This window comes from Marinicauda pacifica, assembly GCF_004793635.1.
GTDB lineage: Bacteria > Pseudomonadota > Alphaproteobacteria > Caulobacterales > Maricaulaceae > Marinicauda > Marinicauda pacifica.
This window is the reverse complement of sequence record NZ_SRXV01000001.1, coordinates 1198280-1217875: the sequence shown is the minus strand read 5'-3', so window position 1 is coordinate 1217875 and position 19596 is coordinate 1198280. Positions and strand designations below refer to the sequence as shown.

22 protein-coding genes and 1 tRNA gene are annotated in these 19596 nt (G+C 66.7%); 11 read left to right on the top strand and 12 right to left on the bottom strand.

All coding sequences use genetic code 11. From position 1 onward, the window contains the following. Positions 1-16 precede the first annotated feature (16 nt). Both E5162_RS05865 and E5162_RS05860 read right to left on the bottom strand, forming a co-directional pair. Positions 17-448, bottom strand: coding sequence for a peptidase S1 (locus E5162_RS05865; protein ID WP_135943985.1), 432 nt, complete (start codon positions 446-448; stop codon positions 17-19). A 212-nt stretch (positions 449-660) separates the two neighbouring features. After that, a complete protein-coding gene (locus E5162_RS05860) occupies positions 661-1161 on the bottom strand; it encodes a CC0125/CC1285 family lipoprotein (RefSeq protein ID WP_135943984.1) in 501 nt (166 codons plus the stop codon). A 247-nt stretch (positions 1162-1408) separates the two neighbouring features. Here E5162_RS05860 and E5162_RS05855 point away from each other — a divergent pair, with 247 nt between their 5' ends. Further along, on the top strand, positions 1409-2059 hold the full coding sequence (locus tag E5162_RS05855) for a hypothetical protein (RefSeq protein ID WP_135943983.1): 651 nt from the start codon (positions 1409-1411) through the stop codon (positions 2057-2059). Between the two features lie 15 nt (positions 2060-2074). Here E5162_RS05855 and E5162_RS05850 read toward each other — a convergent pair whose 3' ends face one another. The 3 genes from E5162_RS05850 to E5162_RS05840 are packed head-to-tail and all read right to left on the bottom strand — an operon-like array spanning position 2075 to position 6708. Then, on the bottom strand, positions 2075-2608 hold the full coding sequence (locus tag E5162_RS05850) for a hypothetical protein (RefSeq protein ID WP_135943982.1): 534 nt from the start codon (positions 2606-2608) through the stop codon (positions 2075-2077). 6 nt (positions 2609-2614) lie between these two features. Further along, positions 2615-4747, bottom strand: coding sequence for a methylmalonyl-CoA mutase (gene scpA / locus E5162_RS05845; RefSeq protein WP_371872211.1), 2133 nt, complete (start codon positions 4745-4747; stop codon positions 2615-2617). Next, complete coding sequence (locus tag E5162_RS05840; protein WP_135943980.1) at positions 4744-6708, bottom strand: methylmalonyl-CoA mutase family protein; 1965 nt, start codon at positions 6706-6708, stop codon at positions 4744-4746. The genes scpA and E5162_RS05840 overlap by 4 nt, the downstream gene beginning before the upstream one ends. A gap of 167 nt (positions 6709-6875) precedes the next feature. Here E5162_RS05840 and E5162_RS05835 point away from each other — a divergent pair, with 167 nt between their 5' ends. Further along, positions 6876-7697, top strand: coding sequence for a DUF2793 domain-containing protein (locus tag E5162_RS05835; RefSeq protein ID WP_158291209.1), 822 nt, complete (start codon positions 6876-6878; stop codon positions 7695-7697). On the opposite strand, the gene E5162_RS05830 is transcribed toward E5162_RS05835, so the two are convergent. Continuing rightward, positions 7683-8702: an alpha/beta fold hydrolase gene (locus E5162_RS05830; RefSeq protein WP_135943978.1), complete on the bottom strand. Its 1020-nt coding sequence runs from the start codon at positions 8700-8702 to the stop codon at positions 7683-7685. The genes E5162_RS05835 and E5162_RS05830 overlap by 15 nt on opposite strands. Positions 8703-8785: 83 nt before the next feature. On the opposite strand from E5162_RS05830, the gene E5162_RS05825 reads away from it, so the two are divergent. After that, entirely contained in the window at positions 8786-9400 is a 615-nt protein-coding gene (locus tag E5162_RS05825; RefSeq protein ID WP_135943977.1) for a YqaA family protein, read from the top strand. A 60-nt stretch (positions 9401-9460) separates the two neighbouring features. On the opposite strand, the gene E5162_RS05820 is transcribed toward E5162_RS05825, so the two are convergent. The 5 genes from E5162_RS05820 to E5162_RS05800 all read right to left on the bottom strand — a co-directional run bounded on the left by E5162_RS05820 (position 9461) and on the right by E5162_RS05800 (position 13219). Continuing rightward, positions 9461-10246 (bottom strand): slipin family protein, encoded by a 786-nt coding sequence (locus tag E5162_RS05820; protein ID WP_135943976.1) that lies wholly within the window; start codon positions 10244-10246, stop codon positions 9461-9463. 55 nt (positions 10247-10301) lie between these two features. Beyond that, positions 10302-11765, bottom strand: coding sequence for an NfeD family protein (locus E5162_RS05815; protein ID WP_135943975.1), 1464 nt, complete (start codon positions 11763-11765; stop codon positions 10302-10304). Positions 11766-11870: 105 nt separating this feature from the next. Beyond that, positions 11871-12476, bottom strand: a complete 606-nt coding sequence (locus E5162_RS05810) for a mobile mystery protein B (protein WP_135943974.1) — start codon at positions 12474-12476, stop codon at positions 11871-11873. Beyond that, positions 12473-12940: a mobile mystery protein A gene (locus E5162_RS05805; RefSeq protein ID WP_135943973.1), complete on the bottom strand. Its 468-nt coding sequence runs from the start codon at positions 12938-12940 to the stop codon at positions 12473-12475. Before E5162_RS05805 ends, E5162_RS05810 begins: the two co-directional genes overlap by 4 nt. Before the next feature lie 204 nt (positions 12941-13144). Then, positions 13145-13219: transfer RNA gene (locus E5162_RS05800), tRNA-Thr, on the bottom strand. 323 nt (positions 13220-13542) lie between these two features. Between E5162_RS05800 and murA the strand changes: the two genes are divergently transcribed. The 8 genes from murA (at position 13543) to E5162_RS05760 (ending at position 18503) form a co-directional block, all read left to right on the top strand. After that, positions 13543-14808, top strand: a complete 1266-nt coding sequence (gene murA / locus E5162_RS05795; RefSeq protein WP_135943972.1) for a UDP-N-acetylglucosamine 1-carboxyvinyltransferase — start codon at positions 13543-13545, stop codon at positions 14806-14808. Positions 14809-14821: 13 nt separating this feature from the next. Continuing rightward, complete coding sequence (locus E5162_RS05790; protein WP_135943971.1) at positions 14822-15310, top strand: DUF2948 family protein; 489 nt, start codon at positions 14822-14824, stop codon at positions 15308-15310. Then, positions 15307-15783 carry a UPF0262 family protein gene (locus E5162_RS05785; protein WP_135943970.1) on the top strand — a complete coding sequence of 159 codons (477 nt, stop codon included), beginning with the start codon at positions 15307-15309 and terminating at the stop codon, positions 15781-15783. Before E5162_RS05790 ends, E5162_RS05785 begins: the two co-directional genes overlap by 4 nt. Further along, positions 15780-16223 carry an arsenate-mycothiol transferase ArsC gene (locus tag E5162_RS05780; RefSeq protein WP_135943969.1) on the top strand — a complete coding sequence of 148 codons (444 nt, stop codon included), beginning with the start codon at positions 15780-15782 and terminating at the stop codon, positions 16221-16223. Before E5162_RS05785 ends, E5162_RS05780 begins: the two co-directional genes overlap by 4 nt. A gap of 152 nt (positions 16224-16375) precedes the next feature. Continuing rightward, positions 16376-16594 carry a translation initiation factor IF-1 gene (infA, locus tag E5162_RS05775; protein ID WP_009800516.1) on the top strand — a complete coding sequence of 73 codons (219 nt, stop codon included), beginning with the start codon at positions 16376-16378 and terminating at the stop codon, positions 16592-16594. A gap of 12 nt (positions 16595-16606) precedes the next feature. After that, the gene (locus tag E5162_RS05770) at positions 16607-17230 is read left to right on the top strand and encodes a Maf family protein (protein WP_135943968.1); all 624 of its coding nucleotides are present in this window, start codon (positions 16607-16609) and stop codon (positions 17228-17230) included. Beyond that, positions 17227-18297: a ribonuclease E/G gene (locus E5162_RS05765; RefSeq protein ID WP_135943967.1), complete on the top strand. Its 1071-nt coding sequence runs from the start codon at positions 17227-17229 to the stop codon at positions 18295-18297. The genes E5162_RS05770 and E5162_RS05765 overlap by 4 nt, the downstream gene beginning before the upstream one ends. Before the next feature lie 5 nt (positions 18298-18302). Continuing rightward, entirely contained in the window at positions 18303-18503 is a 201-nt protein-coding gene (locus E5162_RS05760) for a DNA gyrase inhibitor YacG (protein WP_135943966.1), read from the top strand. A 3-nt stretch (positions 18504-18506) separates the two neighbouring features. Here E5162_RS05760 and E5162_RS05755 read toward each other — a convergent pair whose 3' ends face one another. After that, the gene (locus E5162_RS05755; RefSeq protein ID WP_135943965.1) at positions 18507-19556 is read right to left on the bottom strand and encodes a PAS domain-containing sensor histidine kinase; all 1050 of its coding nucleotides are present in this window, start codon (positions 19554-19556) and stop codon (positions 18507-18509) included. Positions 19557-19596 lie beyond the last annotated feature (40 nt).

Here is a 19596-nt window from a genome sequence, read left to right as displayed (position 1 = left end):
GCAATAAAGCGATGACCTAGTATTCGGTGACGTACAGCGTCGCCGGAGCGTTGTTGCCTTGATAGACGCCGACCCAGATGTCGTACTGGCCCGAGGCGCTGAAGACGAGGGCCGGGTTGAGGCCGTTCACGTCGTCCGAGCAATACCACTGTCCGTCCGGCCCGTTGACGACCAGCGTGGTGTCGACGTTGGACCGGGCGCCGATGGTCATGCGGCCACCGCCCCAGTTCAGGCGGGCGTCGGGCGCATTCGCGATGGTGCCCGCGCAGCCCACACTCGCGGCGTCGAGCGTGCCGCCAGCGGTGATCTGGAGTTCGGACGGGTCGGGCATGAAGCCCGCGCTCAGCGAGTAGGAGCCGTAGGTCGGCGTCAGGGAATAATCCTGCGCGAGCGCGGCGGTGCTGGTGATGGCGGCGAGAGCCGCAGCGGCGAGTATCGTGTTTTTCATGGAAATCCCCCAATTGGATCTGGAACCGCCGGGCGGGTGTCGCCAGCCGGTGAACCTGCGCCGCTGGTACAATCCAGCCGGCTGCGGGCACGTACGAACGATGCCCCTGCGAGTATGAACGGAATGTGAGCGCGCGCCAGCTGGAATCGCGTTTTTTAAGCGCCGCGGCCGGTCACCCGGCATGGCTCGCCCACAAGGCCGCGCGGCCGGGCTCAGATCGGCTCTGCGCCGCCCATGGCCGCGAGGATCTGGCGCGCATCGTACGCACGTTCGGGCCGGTCCGCCCCGCGTCCGGCGATGATTTCCAGCGTCAGCGTCGTACGCCGCTCCTGACCGGGACTGATCCCGATCCCCAGGCCCACACCGCTGCTGCGATAGCCGCCCGAGCCGATCCCGCCGCCGACCGATCCGCCAAGGCGCACCGGAGAATCCTGTTGCCCCGTCCGCTCGCTGGCGCGGTCGACGATATCGAACCAGTCATATCCCGCCTGCAGGCTCAGCTCGGCGGCGCGGCGCAGCGCATAGCGTTCCACATCCGCGGGACTGGCATCCGGGCCTGCGGTGAAGCTGACCCGCCAGCGATCGTCCTCGATGCGCAGGCTGTCATAGCCGACGGCGCGCGCGCCATCCGCGGCCGGGCCGTAAACGGTCTGGGTCGGCGCGCAGGCGGCCAGCGCCGCGGCGAGGGAGAGGGCGGAAAGCGTGCGGATCATGAAGACCTCCAGGCGCGGGTGTCGCTCAAGCTCACGGCGATGATAGGCCATCGCGGCAGGACTGGCGAGCCGCGGGTCAATCCCCGCCTTCTTGCCGGGGGACGGCCCGCCGGTGCGTGTCAGCAATAACCTGCGATCAAGGCGTTAGGTTGCATGTCCCCATCGCCACGCGCGCCGTTCATCCACCCCTGCCAACGCCGCCCCTAGGCTTTGACCCGTGGATCAATGTCAGGGTGAGGAGCAGGCGATGAGAGAATGGATCAGCATGATGGGCGAGGTGGCCGGTCTGGCCGGGCTGGCCGGTGTCACGGCCGCCGGCCTGGTGGATACGCTGGGCAAGGCGGTCACGCCGGGCGGGCGCGGCCTTCCGATGCGCGGCTTTCGCGCTGTCGAGCGCGTTATCGACCATGCCGCGCCGGTCCTGCGCCTGGCGCTGGGCGAGCAGTACCGTCAGACGCTGGCGGAGGCCTATCGCGATGGGCGGCGGTCCGGAGATGCGCCTGCGCTCCTCAAGCTGGCCATCGGCCAGGGCCTCGACCGGCTGGAAGACAGCGGCACCGCCCTGGTCGACGACATGGCCCGCTCCCTCGGCCTGCTGGTCGAGCCGGGTGCGCGCGATACCGCCGACCAGACCCGCATGGCGCTGGAAACCGAGACCGATGCGGTCTTCCTGCTGGCCGAGTCCGAATACCGTACCACCGCCCGGCTGCTTGCCGGTGCGGTCGCGCTTCTCCTGTCTTTCGGTGTCTGGATCACCCTGCCGGCAGACATGCGCGTCGAAATTCCGCTCGTCCAGGCCATCCTGACCGGCCTCGTCGCCGTCCCGCTCGCCCCCGTCGCCAAGGACATCGCCAAGGCGATCGAGGGGCTGAGGGGCGGGGTGGTGAAGGGAGGGTGAGGGAGGTGTGTGACCTTATCTGGCGATCGAGGATGCAGAATTGACGTGGGAGGGACTGGTATAACCATTGTCCGCGATCAGGTGCCCCAAGGCATATCCTGTGAGACCGCCCGCCAAGCCGATAAAAGGAAACAGAATTAAATTCTCCAAAGCCTCCTGATAGAAGGAGAGCGCGACAAGTAGTCCAAACGCGGTGCCGCCAACTGCGACGGCTCTGGCCATGGGTTTCGGCTCCCGCCAACCCAGAATATGGCTTATTGCCCAACTCAACAGAATGAGAGGAGTACCGAAGGTAACCGTGACCGGAATCGCGAAAAGGAAGGCCAAGTGGGCAACAAAGAGCAGTGCCTCGCTCTCCTCGAATGAGAGACCTTCAGGGAGTGGAATGAGATAGGCGAATAGAGCTGAGGCTGCGATTGCGATCAGGGTTAGTACGCTGCCAAGAAGACCCGCAAAAAGCGGCGAGGTGATGAGGAGCGGAATGAGAGTGCCCCACTTCGCATCGCGAGGAATGCGTTCACGCTTCACGGACGCTCCTTTCTCGCGCATACAAACCTAACTCCCCAACTTCTCCAGCAATTCCATGGCGCTGTCCGCGATCACCGTGCCCGGAGGGAAGACCGCGGCGGCGCCCATCTCGATCAGGGTGGGGACGTCCTCGGGCGGGATGACGCCGCCGACGACGACCAGGATGTCTCCGCGCCCCTGGTCTTTCAGGGCATCGCGCAGCTCGGGCACCAGGGTGAGGTGACCCGCGGCCAGCGAGGAGGCCGCCACGACGTGGACGTCGTTCTCCACCGCCTGGCGCGCGGCCTCTTCCGGGGTCTGGAAAAGCGGGCCGATATCGACGTCCCAGCCCATGTCGGCAAAGGCGGAGGCGACCACTTTCTGGCCGCGGTCATGGCCGTCCTGGCCCATCTTGGCGATGAGGATGCGCGGGCGGCGGCCTTCGTTTTCGGCAAAGGCGTCGGCGGCGGCGAGCGCCTTCTTCACCTTCTCGTCGTTTCCGGACGCTTTCAAATACACCCCCTGAACCGATTGGATTTCGGCCTTGTGCCGGCCCCAGACCTTTTCCAGAGCGTCGGAGATTTCGCCGACGGTCGCATGTGCGCGTGCGGCCTCGACCGCGAGGGCGAGCAGATTGCCTTTCCCGCTTTTCGCAGCCTCGGTCAGCGCCTCTAGGCTCGTCTCGACCGCGCCCGCGTTGCGGTCGGCTTTCAGGCGCGCGAGCTTTTCAAGCTGTTCCTTGCGCACGCGCGCATTGTCCACGCGTAGCACGGGCACATCTTCGGGCTCGCTGGAGCGGAATTTGTTCACGCCGACAATCGTCTGGAGACCGGAATCGATGCGCGCCTGCGTCTTGGCCGCCGCTTCCTCGATGCGCAGCTTGGGCGTGCCGTCCTCGATCGCCTTGGCCATGCCGCCGAGGGAATCGATTTCCTCGATGTGCTTCAGCGCCTTGGCGGCCAGATCGTGCGTCAGCCGCTCCACATAATAGCTGCCGCCCCACGGATCGATCGCATCGGTCAGATGGGCTTCGCTTTCCAGCACGAGCTGGGTGTTGCGCGCGATCCGGGCGGAGAAATCGGTGGGCAAAGCCAGCGCCTCGTCCAGCGAGTTGGTGTGCAGCGACTGGGTATGCCCGTCCACGGCAGCCATGGCCTCGACCGCGGTGCGCGCGACATTGTTGAACACATCCTGCGCGGTCAGCGACCAGCCCGAGGTCTGGCAGTGGGTGCGCAGCGACAGCGATTTGTCGCTCTTGGGATCGAAGCGCTCCTTCATCAGCTTGGCCCAGATCAGGCGCGCGGCACGCAACTTGGCGACCTCCATGAAGTAATTCATCGAGATGCCGAAGAAGAAGGAGAGGCGCGGCGCGAACGCGTCCACGTCCAGCCCCGTCTCCACGCCCGCCTTCACGTATTCCAGCCCGTCGGCAATGGTGTAGGCCAGTTCGATATCGGCCGGGGCGCCGGCTTCCAGCATGTGGTAGCCGGAGATGGAGATCGAGTTGAAGCGCGGCATCTCCTCGGAGGTGTAGGCAAAGATGTCGGAGATGATCCGCATGGAGGGGCGCGGCGGGTAGATATAGGTGTTGCGCACCATGAATTCTTTCAGGATGTCGTTCTGGATCGTCCCTGAAAGCTGGTCGTGGCGCACACCCTGTTCTTCCGCGGCGACGATGTAGAGCGCCATTACGGGCAGCACCGCGCCGTTCATCGTCATCGACACGCTCATCTGGTCGAGCGGGATGCCGTCGAACAGCTGGCGCATGTCGAGAATGGAATCGATGGCCACGCCGGCCATGCCGACATCGCCCTTCACCCGCGCATTGTCGGAATCGTAGCCGCGATGGGTCGCCAGATCGAAGGCGACCGACAGCCCTTTCTGACCCGCCGCCAGATTGCGGCGGTAGAAGGCGTTGGATTCCTGCGCCGTGGAGAAGCCGGCATATTGCCGGATCGTCCAGGGCCGCTGGGTGTACATGGTGGGGTAGGGGCCGCGCACGAAAGGCGCCGCGCCCGGCCGGGTGTCGGCAAAGTCCAGCGCGTCGCGGTCTTCGGCAGAATAGGCCGGACGGATCTCGATGCCTTCCGGGCTGACCCAGCTCTCCGCGTCCGCCGCCTTGGCGGCCGCAGTCTCGGGGCTGTCCAGCTCGATCGCGGTGAAATCAGGATGAGCCATCACGCCACTCCCAGAATCGCGTGCGCGCGCGTCAGGTCTTCGACCGCATCGCTGCGCATGTGGATGAAATGGTCCGCGCCTGCGATCTCCATCGCCTTGCCCGCGACCCAGACCGCTTCGGCGCCCGCGTCCTTGAGCGCCTTGGCCAGATCGCCCGCTTCGCCCTCATAGGCCGTGTCAGTGCCGCAGATCACGGCAAGAGGGCGGCCCGACGCCTTGAACGCCGCGGCGCAGTCCTGAACCGAGCCGTAGACCTCGCCGCCCTCGGTCTCGATCCCGCCAACCGCGAGGCGGTTCTTCGCAAAGCCCGCGCGCGCATTGAAGTCGGCCAGCGCACCCAGCGTTGCCAGGAAGGCCCGGGGCCGCGACCCGGTCTTTTCCGCGTGCGCATCCGCATCGGCGCGCAGCGCCTCGAACGGCTCGGCAAAGCGCACCGGCGAGAGCGCCTCCCATGCCGGTTCGGGCTGCTCGCCCGCAGCGATCTGTGCGCCGGCACCGGCCGCCTCGATCCGGGTCTCGACCGATCCCTCGGGCAGCGATTCCGATTTCAGCGCCGGCGGGGTATGGTTCGCGGTATCGATCTCGGCATCCTTGGCGTCGAGTTCGGGATAGGTGCTCACCCCGATCAGCATCTCGCGCCCGCTGGCATAGGCGGCCCGGCGCGTCTCGCGCATTGTCGCGATCTCGCCCTGCAGCCAGCCGGCTTCCAGCGCGGGGACCACGCCGCCGCGCCGCTCGATGTCCTGGAACACGTCCCAGCCGGCTTGGGCCAGACGCTGGCCCAGCGTCTCGTGCAGATAGCCGCCGCCGGCCGGGTCCGCGACCTTGCCGATATGACTTTCCTCGCCGAGCATGATCTGGACATTGCGCGACAGGCGCCGGGCAAAGCCGGTCGGCGCGCCCTTGGCATCGGTAAAGCGCCGCGTCGTGATCGCGTCCGCGCCGCCCGCCGCCGCGCCCAGCGCGGCGCAGCTGATGCGGATCAGATTGGTCCAGGCATCGCGCGCGGTCAGCATGCGCCGGCTCGTCGTGACGTGCAGGTGCAGGCCGCGGTGCTCCTGTGAGCAGCCGAAGGCCTCCGCGACCTGGCTCCACACCCGGCGCGCCGCGCGCAGCTTGGCGATGGTCAGGTGAATGTCCGCATCGGCGGCCACCGAAAACTCCAGCGTTTGCGCGGCCTTGTCCGCGCTCAGGCCCGCATCGATCAGCGCGCGCATGTATCCCGAGCCCGATGCGCACAGAAAGCCCAGCTCCTGGGCCTCCGATCCGCCGGCCTCATGGACCAGCCCCGCATCGACGCGAAGCGCACGGAGGCCGGGCATGTGATCCTGCGTCCACTCTGCCGCCTCGGCCGCGAGCGCCATCTCCTGGTCGAGATCGCTGGACGAGACGCCGAGCCGCGCGGCACGTGCATGCGGGGACAGGCCCAGCCCGCCGCGCAGGTTTTCGCGTTCCAGGCCGCTCTGTTCGATGAGGGCCAGCAATAGAAGCGCCGCCTGCGACGCGTCCGGGGAGAGGGCCAGGTGCACCGGCGCCAGATCGAGCATCACCCCGTCGAGCGCGGTCTTCATCTCGTCCAGAGTGCGGATCGCGGTGCCGTGCCGTCCCTCGGGATCGATCTGGAGCAGGATTTCGCTTGCGCCGCCGCTCAGCTCTTCCAGCATGGCCGCATTGGCGCGTTTCGGGTCGCCATGGCCGACCGCCTGGCGGATGGCCCAGGGCAGATAGGCATCGCGCTGTGCGGTCAGTCCGCGCACGAAGGGCGCAGCGCCCGGCGCGCCGGTCTCCATGACCGCGTCCAGATCGCTGCGCGTGAACAGCGGGCCGCGTGCCAGACCGTCGGCAGTCTTGCGTTCGATCCGCGACAGCCCGGCGCCCTTGAGCGCTTTCTCCGCCAGCGCCCGCCATGCCGCGTCGTCGGCAGGGTCAAATCCGGCATTCAGGGAGTGAATATCTTCGGCCATGGATCATCTCTACATCGATTTTGGCCGGAGGTAACGCAAGGCCAGCCCTTCAGGTCAAGCGCCTGGCTGCTCGACGCGCGCCCGGGGATGGTCCGCGCCGCTCTCCCCGCCCGCACCGGGCCGCCTAGCATCGGGTGAGTTTCAAGCCAATGTGGAAAGAGGGCGAGATGAGCGAAACGAGCGAGCGGCTGGGCCTGCCATACCTGATGCCGGCCCAGGCCCAGAAGCATGTCACCGTGAACGAGGCGCTGCGCCGTCTCGATGCGCTGGTCCAGCTGTGCGTGACCAGCCGGGATATCGGCGAACAGCCCGAAACTCCTGCGGCCGGCGCAGCCTACATCCTCCCGCCGGATGCGTCCGGTACGGCCTGGACCGGCCAGCCGGCGGATACGATCGCGGTCTATCAGGACGGGGCGTGGGCCTTTCTCGCGCCGCACACCGGGTGGCGGGCCTTTCTGGCCGATGCGGGCGAGGGCGCGGTCTTCGACGGCGCGGCCTGGCGGCTGGACAGCGAGACGGTCTCGCGCCTCGATCATCTCGAACGCCTCGGGGTCGGCACCGCGGCCGACGACACCAACCGGGTGGCCGTGCGGGTCAATTCCGCGCTGTGGACCGCGCGCGAGACGGCAAGCGGGGGCACGGGCGATCTGCGCTATGTGATGAACAAGCAGGACGCGGCGAACACCCTCTCCATCCTGATGCAGAGCGGCTGGTCGGGCCGCGCGGAGCTGGGCCTGACCGGATCGGACGATTTCACGCTGAAGCTCTCGCCAGACGGGGTGAGCTGGCAGGACGTACTGCGCGCCCGCCAGGCGGACGGCGTGGTGCAAATCGCCGCGCTGGAAGCCGGCGCGCTACAACTGGACGCGCACACCCCGCTCTCCGCCTCCGCGCCGGGGCAGGCGGGCACGCTCTGCTGGGACAGCGATTTCGTCTATATCTGCGTCGCCCCCGACACCTGGAAGCGCGCGGTCCTAGCCAGCTGGTGAAGCGGCCAGGCGGTCGAACACCTCGCGCACCCGCTTGAACATGGGTTCGCTCATCGCATGGCCGCCCTGGGTCACGATCTGCAGCGTCGAGTGCGGCACCGCGCCGTGCAACCGCCAGGCCGCCTGCGCTGGGCAGACCAGGTCATAGCGTGTCTGCAGGATGTCCACCGGCATGGTCAGCCGGCCGGCCCCCTCGATCAGCGCATCGCCGTCCAGGAAGCACGCGTTTGAAAAATAGTGCGCCTCGATCAGGGAATGGGCGATCAGCCAGTCGCGCCCCTTTGCCTTGAAGGCCTTGAACACGTCGGCCCGGCTCATGCGCCGCCAGGACAGGATTTCCTCGAACGCGCTCCAGCGATAGATCAGGCTGGCCTCGACGTCGCCGGGGCCGGCTTGCGGGTCGGCCAGGCCATCCAGGCGCGGCGCGCCCTCGGCCAGCTCCGCGCGCATCGCCTCCAGCGCCCAGTCCATGAAGGTGAATGCGTCGTGCTGCACGGATCTGGGTGCATCGCGCATCAGCCAGTCGCGCGCATCGGGATGGATCAGCCCCGCCCCGTCCGGGCGATGCCACCAGGAGCATTCCTCGCGCGTGCCCAGCAGCACGCCCTCCACCACCAGCGCCTCGACCGCGTCGGGATAGGCCTCGGCATAGGCGATCGCCAGCGTCGCGCCCCAGGACGGCCCGAACACGAGCCAGCGCTCCAGGCCCAGATGCCGGCGCAGCGCCTCGATATCCTCGATCTGGTGGGCGGTGGTATTGGCCTCCAGCGAGACGTGCGGCGTGGAGCGGCCGCACCCGCGCTGGTCGAACTGGACGATCTCGAAGCGCGCCGGATCGTAATAGCGCCGGTGGCGCGGTCCGCTGCCCGATCCCGGTCCGCCATGCAGGAACAGCACCGCGCGCGCCCCCTGTGTCCCGGACCGCTCGAAATACAGGCTATGGCCCTCGCCGACCGGCAAATGGCCGGTCTCGAACGGTGTGATTTCGGGGTAAAGCGCGCTCATGAATGCGAAGCTAGCCAATCAGTCGCGTCAGGTCAGCGCAGTCGCGCATTGAACGCTTTGCCGTGTCATGCGTCCTTACCCCCATGAGCGATGAAACCCACGCCTCCTCGCAGGACAGGACAAGCCGGCTTTTACGATGGACGCGGGAGGGCAATACCCCCTTCGCGCTGTTCTGGCTGTCGATTGCGGAGAGTACCGTCTTTCCGATCCCGATCGAGATGATCATGACGCCGGTCATGCTCGCCGACCGTGCGCGCATCTGGATTTATGCCCTCATGGTGCTGGCCGGCTGCATCGTCGGCTCTTCGCTCGCCTATCTGGTGGGATATTTCTTCTTCGAGACCGTGGGCCAGGCCCTGGTGAACGCGCTCGGTCAGGGCGAAACCCTGCAGGAATTTCGTACCTATGTGGCCGAGAACGGGCCGATGGCGACCTTCCTGATCTCGATCACGCCGATCCCGCTCATCACCGCCAGCCTCGGCGCCGGGCTGGCGGGCATGAATTTCGCGATCTTCATCGTCATCGTGGGCTTCACCCGCGCGCTTCGCTATTTCGGCATCGCCGTGCTGGTCGCCCTGTTCGGCAAGGCGTTCGAGCGCTTTCTCGACGAACACATGACCGGACGGCGCAAGCGCTGGATCACCTGGGGCGTGACGCTTCTCACCCTGGCGGTGATCGCCTGGCTGATCTTTCGCTAGAGCATTTTCAGCGAATGTGGGGACCGATTTCGCGGTTCGAAAATGCGATAAAACACGGATCTACTCGGACGTCTTCCCGGTCAGTGAGCGGGTGATGTTGCCCAGCATGTCGATCGGCATCGGGAAGACGATCGTGTTCGCGCCTTCGTCCGCGCCGAGCTGTTGCAGCGTGGACAGATAGCGCAGCTGCATGGCGCCTTCCTGCGTGCCGAGCGTCTGGGCGGCATCGGCCAGCTTCTGCGCAGCCTGGGCCTCGCCCTCGGCCGAGATCACCTTGGCGCGCCGCTCGCGCTCGGCCTCGGCCTGGCGGGCAATGGCGCGGATCATCGACGGGTCGATATCCACGTGCTTGATCTCGACATTGGAAACCTTGATGCCCCAGGCATCGGTCTGCCCGTCGAGAATCTGCTGGATGTCGCTGTTCAGCTTGTCGCGCTCGGACAGCATCTCATCGAGATCATGCTTGCCCAGCACGCTTCTCAGCGTGGTCTGCGCCAGCTGGCTGGTCGCCATGGTGTAGTCGGAGACCTTGTTGATCGCCTTCTGGGCGTCGATCACGCGGTAATAGATCACCGCATTGACCTTCACCGACACGTTGTCCTGGCTGATGACGTCCTGGCTCGGCACGTCCTCGGCGAAGATGCGCATGTCCACCTTCACCATCTGCTGGACGAAGGGGATCAGGATGACGAGGCCGGGACCCACCGTGCCCGAATAGCGTCCGAGCGTGAACACGACCCCGCGATCGTATTCGCGCAGGATCTTGATCGCCGCGGAGAAGAACGCGCCCAGCACGGCGAGGACGGCCACGATGAGGCCGACATTGAGACCGATCTGTTCCAGCATGGGGTAGCTCCTGTTCAAGCTGAGGGGGCAGGGGTGAGCGGTTGGAGGTAAGGCGTCAGGACGTCTTCTTCACGGTCAGGGTCAGGCCGTCGATGCCGGTCACCACGACCGGGTCACCGGGCGCGAGCGCGTCCTTGGAGACGGCATGCCAGCGCTCGCCGTCGGCATGGACGAAGCCTTGTGTACCGGACCATTCCAGCACGCGCCCCTCCATGCCCTTCAGGCTTTCGCGCCCGGCCACGGGTTTTCGCGCCTGCGCGGCGAGCCCGTAAAACAGCGCGGCGAAGGTGAGGGCGCCCAGCGCGGCCGTCACCCCGGCGATCAGGCGCCAGTCGAGCCGCAGGGCCTCGATATCGGTATCGACCAGCATGACCGCGCCGAGCGCGAAGACCGCGAGCCCCGATATGGCGAGAATCCCGAACGAGGCCACGAACGCCTCCGCGATCAGCAGGCCTAGTCCCAGCACGATCAGCGCCGCCCCGGCATAACTCACCGGCAGCGTGTTCAGGCCGTAGAAGCCGACGATCAGGCAGAGCAGGCCGGCAATCGCGGTGACAGGCTCCAGCCCGTTATAGAAGCTCGCCAGGAGGCCGATAAATCCCAGATTGATCAGCAGGAAGGCGATATTGGGATTGGTGATGACCTGCAGGAAGGCGAGCGCGAAACCCGGCTCCACGCGCTCGATCGAGGCGCCGGCGAGGTCCAGCGTGACCTCGCGGCCCTCCACCAGGGTCAGCGTGCGTCCGCTGGCCTCCTGGAAAAGCGCATCCAGGCTCGGCGCGATAAGCTCGGCGACATTCATCTCCACCGCCTCGGCGGCGGTCAGGCTGACACCCTCGCGCACGGCGCGCTCGGCCCAGTCGGCATTGCGGCCGCGCAGCTCGGCCAGCGACCGGATCTGCGCCACCGAGTCGTTGACGACCTTGTTGCGCATGGCCTGGGCGGAGGAGGGGGCCGCTTCGGCCTCCCCGGAGCCATCTTGGGCCGGGCCATCCTGGACCGCGCCATCCTCGGCCTCGCTATCCTGGACCTCGCCGTCTGTGCTGTCGCCCTCCGGCGCGTCCTGCGGCGCGGCAGGCGGGTCGCTCGCCGGTCCGAACTCGACCGGCGTGGCCGCCCCGACCGTGGTGCCCGGCGCCATGGCGGCCAGGTGGCTGGCATAGAGGATATAGACGCCCGCGCTGGTCGCGCGCGCACCCTGGGGCGCGACATAGACGATGACCGGAACCTGGCTGGACAGGATCGCCAGATTGATCTCGCGCATCGCGTCGACCAGCCCGCCGGGCGTATCCATTTCGATGACAAGGGCGCGCGCGCCGTCTTCGGCGTCTTCGATCGCGCCGGTGATGAAGGCGGCATTGGCCGGGCCGATCACCCCGGTCAGCGGGGCGACGTGAACCGGGCGCGCATCCGCCGGCCCGGTGTCTTCTTGTGCGAGGGCCGACAGCGCCAGAAGTCCCGCCCCGGCGAGCGCCAGCATCGCGCCCGCGCGGCGACTCCATCCTCGAAGACCTGGCATGCCCGTCTCCCCGCAGCGTGACCTGTGCAGGTCAAACTAGCGCACAACACGCACGCGCCCAACGCGAATCGGGATGCGAGCGGGGTGGATGCGCCGGGGCGGAGGCTAGAGCGACGGATGCGGGGCTGCGCCGACGAACCCCAGCAGCGGGCCGATCTCGCCCCTGTCTGCGGCGCGAAGGGCACCGATATAGGCGCTGCGGCGCTCAGTGTCTGCCAGCAAGTCAAGCCCGCTCGCCCAGACAATCGGGACGTGGTGATAGACTTCTCGCAACAAAATATCGGCAGCAATCCGGGCGTGACGTCCATTTCCATTGGCAAAGGGGTGAATTTGCACCATGCGGTGATGAAACCGCGCCGCAGCTTCCAGCGGAGGCAGGACACTATTCCCGGCCCAATATTGCGCATCGTCGAGCAGCTGGCTGAGCTGGACTGAAATCTCGACGGGATCGATGCCGATGTTTTTCTCTGTCCGGCGATACTCACCTGCCCAGTCCCAGACATCGCCAAATAGCCTGCGATGCAGCGTCCTGATGAAGATCGGGTCGAAGATCGAGCCCTGGCGCCGCCGCGAGATCCAGGCGAGGCCTTGCTCGATATTGGCTTGTTCGAGCTCATCGAGCTGGGCGCGCGTCGTCACGTGCCGGAATTTGAGCCCCCGCATCTCATCCGGGTCGAGCGGGGTGGCTCCGTCCGGCTCGTCAGACGTCATCCGGCGTGCCAGAAGCCGGGCGGCATGTCGCGTGCCAGCTCGTCAGTCAGTTCGTCGATGCGCTGCGCCGTTTGCTCGCGAGGCAGGGATTGCTGCTCCAGCGCCATGTGCGCGCTTGCGCCCAGGACAAGGTCCTTGGCCACGCGGCGCGCCTGAGCCTGGATCATGTCCTCCACCCGTCCGGTGTCGGGTATCACGGCATAGACGAAGCGTCCGCCCATCGCCTCGGCAAGCTTGTGCATCTGGGCGATCGTGATCGCGCCGTCGCACTCATTGCGTTCGGCCTGATAGACTGCGGCGCGAGACACGCCCGCACGTGCGGCAACCTGAGCCCCGGACATGCCCAGCGCCTTGCGAAGCGTGGATAACCATCCTTCGCCCGGCGTCCTGAGCGTCTGGAGCTGAGCTGCCGCTGCGTCAACGATCTGAATATATTGGCGTCTGGCCGTCTCCCGCACCTTCATTGTATATCATCTCATATGCAATTTAATCAGAATGTATATCGTTTGATATACAAATTGCTCGTTTTTGTCAATCAAATGATATACAAAAGTGATTGATCTGCGCAGGACACGCGATAGGGACCGCCTCGACGGTGCAGGGCACGTGCGTTCGAAGTGCTCTTGCAGCGCAAGGCACACCCACTGAAATCCGCAACTGAAGAGAAATGGTGCCGCCACACAGATTTGAACTGTGGACCTCTCCCTTACCAAGGGAACGCTCTACCCCTGAGCTATGGCGGCGTGCGCGGCCGGTATGGCCCGGCGCGATCAGGTGGCGGGCTATACCCTATCATTTCTTCCTCGCCAAGGCCGGGGTTGACGCCGATTGCAGGTCGTCGCATCTCCGCGCTCATGACCGGTGACAAAGACACACAGCCCCAGGGTGGCAAAACGCAGTCGGAGCGCGAAAAGCGCCTGGCCGAGGCCTTGCGCCGCAACCTCAAACGCCGCAAAGCTGCAAAGAAACCCGATTAAGGCCGCGAGCCCGCCCCGATTTCGCCCGATGCCGGCGCAGACTGCATCGAGGCGGGCCGGGCGGGCGGCGGCATAAGGACGTTTGATTTATGGATCGCATTCGTATTCGCGGCGGGACGCCCCTGCACGGCGAGATTCCCATCTACGGCGCGAAGAATTCCGCGCTCAAGCTGATGGCCGCCGCGCTGCTGACCGATGAGCCGCTGATTCTCAAAAACATGCCGCGCCTGGCCGACACGCGCTTCATGGCCCAGTTGCTGGCTCATCTCGGCGTGGTCAGCGAGGAGCAGAATCATAACGTGCTGCACCTTCACGGCGAGCACCTGGAAGAGCCGTACGCGCCCTACGATCTGGTGCGCAAGATGCGCGCGACCTTCAACGTGCTCGGGCCTCTGGTCGCGCGCACCGGACGGGCCAAGGTCTCGCTGCCGGGCGGCTGTGCCATCGGCGCGCGTCCGGTCGACCTGCATCTCAAAGCGCTCGAAGCGCTCGGGGCCACGGTGGAGCTGGACGAGGGCTATGTCATCGCCTCCGCGCCCAATGGCCTGACCGGGGCCGAGATCGATTTTCCCATGGTCTCGGTGGGCGCGACCGAGCACGCCATGCTGATGGCCGTGCTCGCCTCGGGCCGGACCCTGCTGGAAAACTGCGCGCGCGAGCCCGAGATCGCCGATCTCGCCGACTGCCTGAACGCGATGGGCGCGAAGGTCAGCGGCGCGGGCACCTCCACCATCACCATTGACGGCGTTCCGCGCCTGTCAGGGACGACCTGGAGCGTGGTGCCCGACCGGATCGAGGCCGGCACATACGCGATTGCAGCCGCCGCGGCCGGGGGCGAGGTCACGCTGGTCAAAGCCGCGCCTGCGGCCAACCGCGCTTTGTGGGATGCGCTTCGCCGGGCCGGCATCACGATCGCCATCGAGGGCGAGAACGTCACCGTGTCGCGTGCGCCGGGCACGCCCATTCAGCCGGTGGACATCCAGACCGCGCCCTGGCCGGGCTTTGCCACCGATCTGCAGGCCCAGTTCATGGCGCTGATGGCGCTGGCCGACGGGACCTCGCTGATCCGCGAGACGATCTTCGAAAACCGCTTCATGCACGCGCCCGAGCTGACGCGCCTGGGCGCGCGTATCGAGGTGCACGGCAATGAGGCCGTGGTGCGCGGCCCGGCGGCCTATCGCGGCGCGCCGGTGATGGCGACAGACCTTCGCGCCTCTGTCAGCCTGGTGATTGCCGGACTGGCCGGGGAGGGCGAAACTCTGGTCAACCGGGTCTATCATCTCGATCGCGGCTTCGAGCATCTCGAAGAGAAGCTCTCGCGCTGCGGCGCCCGGATCGGGCGCGAAAAGGAATAGGAGGATTTCCCGCGTGGCTGATTTCAAACCCCTGCGTCTTAAAGCTGAAGACGGTGACGATCTGACGGTCGTGTCCGCGGCTCTGCAGGATGCGGTCGGCCAGCTTGGAGATTTTTCCTGGGATTCCCGGGCGCGCCGCTTTCGCATGCTGCTCAACCGGTATCGCTGGGAAGCGGCCGGCGATCGCGGCAAGGGTGAACGCGTGCGCACCGCGCTTCAGGTCGATTCGGTGCTGTCGGTGCGCTCGCGCAACGTGAAGCAGACCGCGCCGGACGCGGTCGTCTCGCTGCTCGCCCTGGCGTTCGAGCGCAAGGACGACGATCCCGAAGCCCCCGAGGGCACGCTCGTCGTCACGCTGGCCGGCGGCGGCGATATCCGCATCGAGGTGGAATGCGTCGACGTGATCCTGGCCGATGTGTCCGAGCCCTGGCGCGCGCGCGCTCGGCCGGCACATGAAACAGGGCCAGAAACAAGGACGGGAACAGGGGAGGCGGGCTCGTGAACGACAGCCATACCCTGGTCTCGGTGCATGTCGATCTGGCCACGATCGGGCGCGGCGAGGAGACGGTCGAGCATGAGCGCCGCGTCGCTATCGCCGATCTGCTCGATGCCAACAAATTCTATCCGGTCGGGTCGGAGGAAGGTCCCTACGACCTGCGCCTGGCGATCGAGGACGAGCGCCTGGTCTTCGACATCAAGCGCGAGGACGGCACGCCGGTGCGCGTCTTCGTCTTCTCGCTCGGCCCGCTGCGCCGGATCATCAAGGATTATTTCCTGATCTGCGAAAGCTATTACGCGGCCGTTCGCGATGCGCCGCTGGGCCAGATCGAGGCCATCGACATGGGCCGGCGCGGCGTTCACAACGAGGGCAGCACGCTGCTCAAAGAGCGCCTGGAGGGCAAGATCGAGGTCGATTTCGACACCGCGCGCCGCCTCTTCACCCTGATCTGCGCGCTGCACCGGAGGGCCGCATGAGCACGCCTGCGGCGGGTCCCGCCGTGGTGTTCGTGTGCGGCCGCAATTCGGTGCGCTCGCCCATGGCCGAGGCGCTGTGGAAGAAGACCTATGGCGAGGCCACGCCGTCGAGCTCTTTCGGGGTGCACCCGGCCGGGTATCCGGACGGCTTCATGGTCAATGTGATGAACGAGATCGGCGTCGACCTGTCGCGCTTCGATTGCCGCACGGCGGACGATGTCGCGGACGAACCCTGCGATCTGGTCGTGTGCCTGGCCGCCGAGGCCGAACCGGCCGCACGCGAGTTCGCGGAGTCTCGCGGCGCGCGCTACGAGCGCTGGCAGGTCTCCGACCCGGCCATGCAGGACGGCCATCACGGCGAGCGGCTGGAAGCCTTCCGGATCTCGCGCGACGCCATCGCCGCGCGCATCGAGCGCTTCGCCCGCGAGCACGCGTCCTGAGCCTGCGAGCGCGCGGCCTGAGTGTGCGCGCTCGACGGATAGGGGCGACACGACTATAAAGCGTCCAAGTCCGCCCGCCGGAGCCATCCGAGCGGGCGAAACGTTATTGATACATAGACACGTCACACGACGAAACGTCCAAGAGGAGCCGCATGGCGAAGGAAGAACTTCTCGAATTTCCCGGTGAGGTGGTCGAACTCCTGCCGAATGCCACTTTCAAGGTGAAGCTGGAAAACGATCACGAGATCATTGCCCACACCGCAGGCAAGATGCGCAAGAACCGTATCCGTGTGCTGGCCGGCGACAAGGTGCTGGTCGAGATGACCCCGTACGACCTGACCAAGGGTCGGATCACCTATCGCTTCAAATAGGCGGCACGCGCCATGACACAGGCGCCCGTGACAGAGGCGAAGTCCGCGTCCGGTGACGGCGCGCGCGTCCGCCCCCGCCTGATCCTGGCCAGCGCCTCGCCGCGCCGGCAGGAACTTCTGGTTCAGATCGGCTTTGCGCCGGACGCCATTCACCCCACCGATATCGACGAAAGCGAGCGCCCGGGCGAGACCCCGCGCGCGCTGGCCTTGCGTCTGGCCGTTTCCAAGCTGGCCGCCGCCGATCATCCCGGCTGCTACGTGCTGGCCAGCGATACCGTCGTCGGCGTGGGCCGCCGGATCCTGCCCAAGACGGAGACGGAGGCCGAGGCGCGCGCGTGCCTTGCCCTGATGAGCGGGCGCAATCACCGCGTCTTCACCGGCGTCGCCGTGCGCGCGCCGGACGGGCGGGAAGCGCACAGGGTCGCCGAGACCCGCGTCGCGCTCAAACGCCTGCACCCCGACGAGATCGACGAATATATCGCCAGCGGGGAATGGCAGGGCAAGGCGGGCGGTTACGCCATTCAGGGCCGGGCCGGGGCCTTCATCGAAAACCTGATCGGGTCCTATACCGGCGTTGTCGGCCTGCCCGTCTATGAAACCCGGCTTTTGCTGACCGGGCTGGGATATCGTCCATGAGAATCGTGACCGCCGACCATCTTGGCGAGACGCGCGTGGCCTTGATGGAAGGCGAACGCGCAGTGGAAATCCATCTTGAACGCTGGAGCGAGCGCGGCCGGCGCGCGGTGCGCGGCGAGGTCTATCGCGGCCGTGTGCGCCGGGTGGACGCCTCGCTCAACGGGGCCTTCATCGCGCTCGGCGCCGGGCCGGACGGCTTTTTGCCCTTTGGCGGGGCCGGGCGCCCGGACGAGGTGCACGAAGGCGCGGCCGTCGGCGTCCAGATCGTGCGCGAAGCCTTCCAGGAGAAGGGCCCCAGCCTCACCCTGTTCGAGGTCGAGCCCGGCGAGGCGCCCGAAACGGTCGTGCCTGCGCCGCCCGTGGCCGAACGCCTGGCCATGTTCTTCGAAGCCCCGGTGAAGACCGCGCAGGAGGCCGGCGTCGACATCGACGCGCTGGTCGACGAGGCGCTGGAGCGCGTGATCCCGCTGGCCGGCGGGGGTCATATCATCGTCGATCCGGTGGCCGCACTGACCGCCATCGACGTCGACGCGGCGGGACGCAAATCGCCCGGTGGCGGCGCGAAGATGGCGATGGAGCTGAACAAGGCCGCCGCGCGCGAGGCCGCCCGTCAGATCCGCCTGCGCGGCATTGGCGGTGTCGTCGCCATCGACTTCCTGCCGCTGAAGAAAAAGGCCGACCAGGGCAATCTCGTCGCCTCCATCAAGTCGGCTTTCCGCAACGATCCGGCCAAGGTCGACATCGCGCCGCCCTCGCGCTTTGCCATCGTGGAATTGTCGCGCCAGCGCCTGACCCGGCCGCTGCACGAGATCGTGTTCGAGCGCCCCGGACTGGAAACCGTGGAAACCTGCGCGCTCACCGCCCTGCGCGACCTCGAACGCGAAGGACGCAATGACCGCGCGGCCCGGCTGGAGCTGGCTGCGGGCAAGGAGGTCCATGCCTGGCTGAAAGCTGATCCAGCCGGCTGGCACAAGGCGGCCCGTCACCGCTATGGTGACCGCATCGCCCTGATCGAGAGCGAGGCGCTCGGCCCGCGCCAGAGCCTCGTCACGCCGCGCAGAGACTAAAAGCCATGACCCGTCCCGAGACAAAGACCGGCGCGCCTGCCGCCAAATGCCCGTCCTGCCGCAAGCCGGTGGACCCGGCCTTCCGCCCCTTCTGCTCGAAACGCTGCGCCGATGCCGATCTGGGCCGCTGGTTCTCCGGCGCCTACGCCATTCCCGGCGAGCCCGTCCCGCGCGAAGCGCTGCCGCCCGAAGAGGACGAGGACTAGGCGCTACTCGGTTGCAGGGATGGTGAGCGTGAAACAGGTCTGATCCGTGTCGGAGTCCACCGTCAGGCTGCCCCCGTGCGCGGCGGCAATCTCCGAGGAAATATAGAGTCCCAGACCCAGCCCCTGCGGGCTCGACTGCGGGTCGCCCTTGAAGAAGGGCCGGAACAGATTTTCGCGCGCAGCGCTGGAAATCGGCTCTCCCGCATTGGCGACGGCGATGGTCAGCTGCCCGTCCGCCTGCGTGGCCGTCAGCCTGACCGGTTCGCCCTCCACGCCGTGGCTGACCGCGTTGCCCAGCAGATTGGAGACAACCTGCATGATGCGGGACGCATCGCACATCACCGAACTGGACAGATCGGCCGTGTATTCGATGCGCGCGCCGGGAACGGTGTTCTCGATCTCCTCAACCACCTGGAAGATGCGCGAGTCCAGATCCTGGTGACGCTCGCGCTCGATGCCGATCCCGTCGCCAAGGCGCACCCGGGCGAACTCCATCATGTTGCGGATCAGCTCCGACATCCGGCTGGCACTGCCCTGCATGCTCTGCAGAACCTGCTGTGCGTTTTCGCTTTCTACCTCGCGCGACAGAAGGCGCAGCCCGGAAATGAACGAGCTGAGCGGAGTGCGCAGATCGTGGCCGAGAATGGCCAGGAATTGCTCTCGCAGCTCCGCTTCCTCGCGCTGTTTGGCGATCGTCTGGTCGCGCTCTTTCTCCGGCGTGACATCGCGGCTGGTGCAATAGATGCCGTCCGCTTCGGGAACCGCGACCCATGAGAGCCAGCGATAGCCGCCGAACTTTGCCCGGTAGCGATTTTCGAAGCGCAGGACCGGCTTGCCCTGCGTCACGTCTTCGAAGGCGGAATCCGACCGCTCGATATCGTCGGGATGCAGGAAGCGCCGATAGGCCTCGCCGACCATCTCCTCGCGCGTCCAGCCCAGCGTCGCCTCCCACGCCGGGTTGACCGCCACGAACCGGCCCTGCGTGTCCAGGATGCACATCGGGTCCGGATTGACCTGCCAGCTGCGCGACCCGATATGGTGCTCGTCCAACACTGCCCCCCTCCGATCGCGGCGCGAAAAGCCCGTATATAGC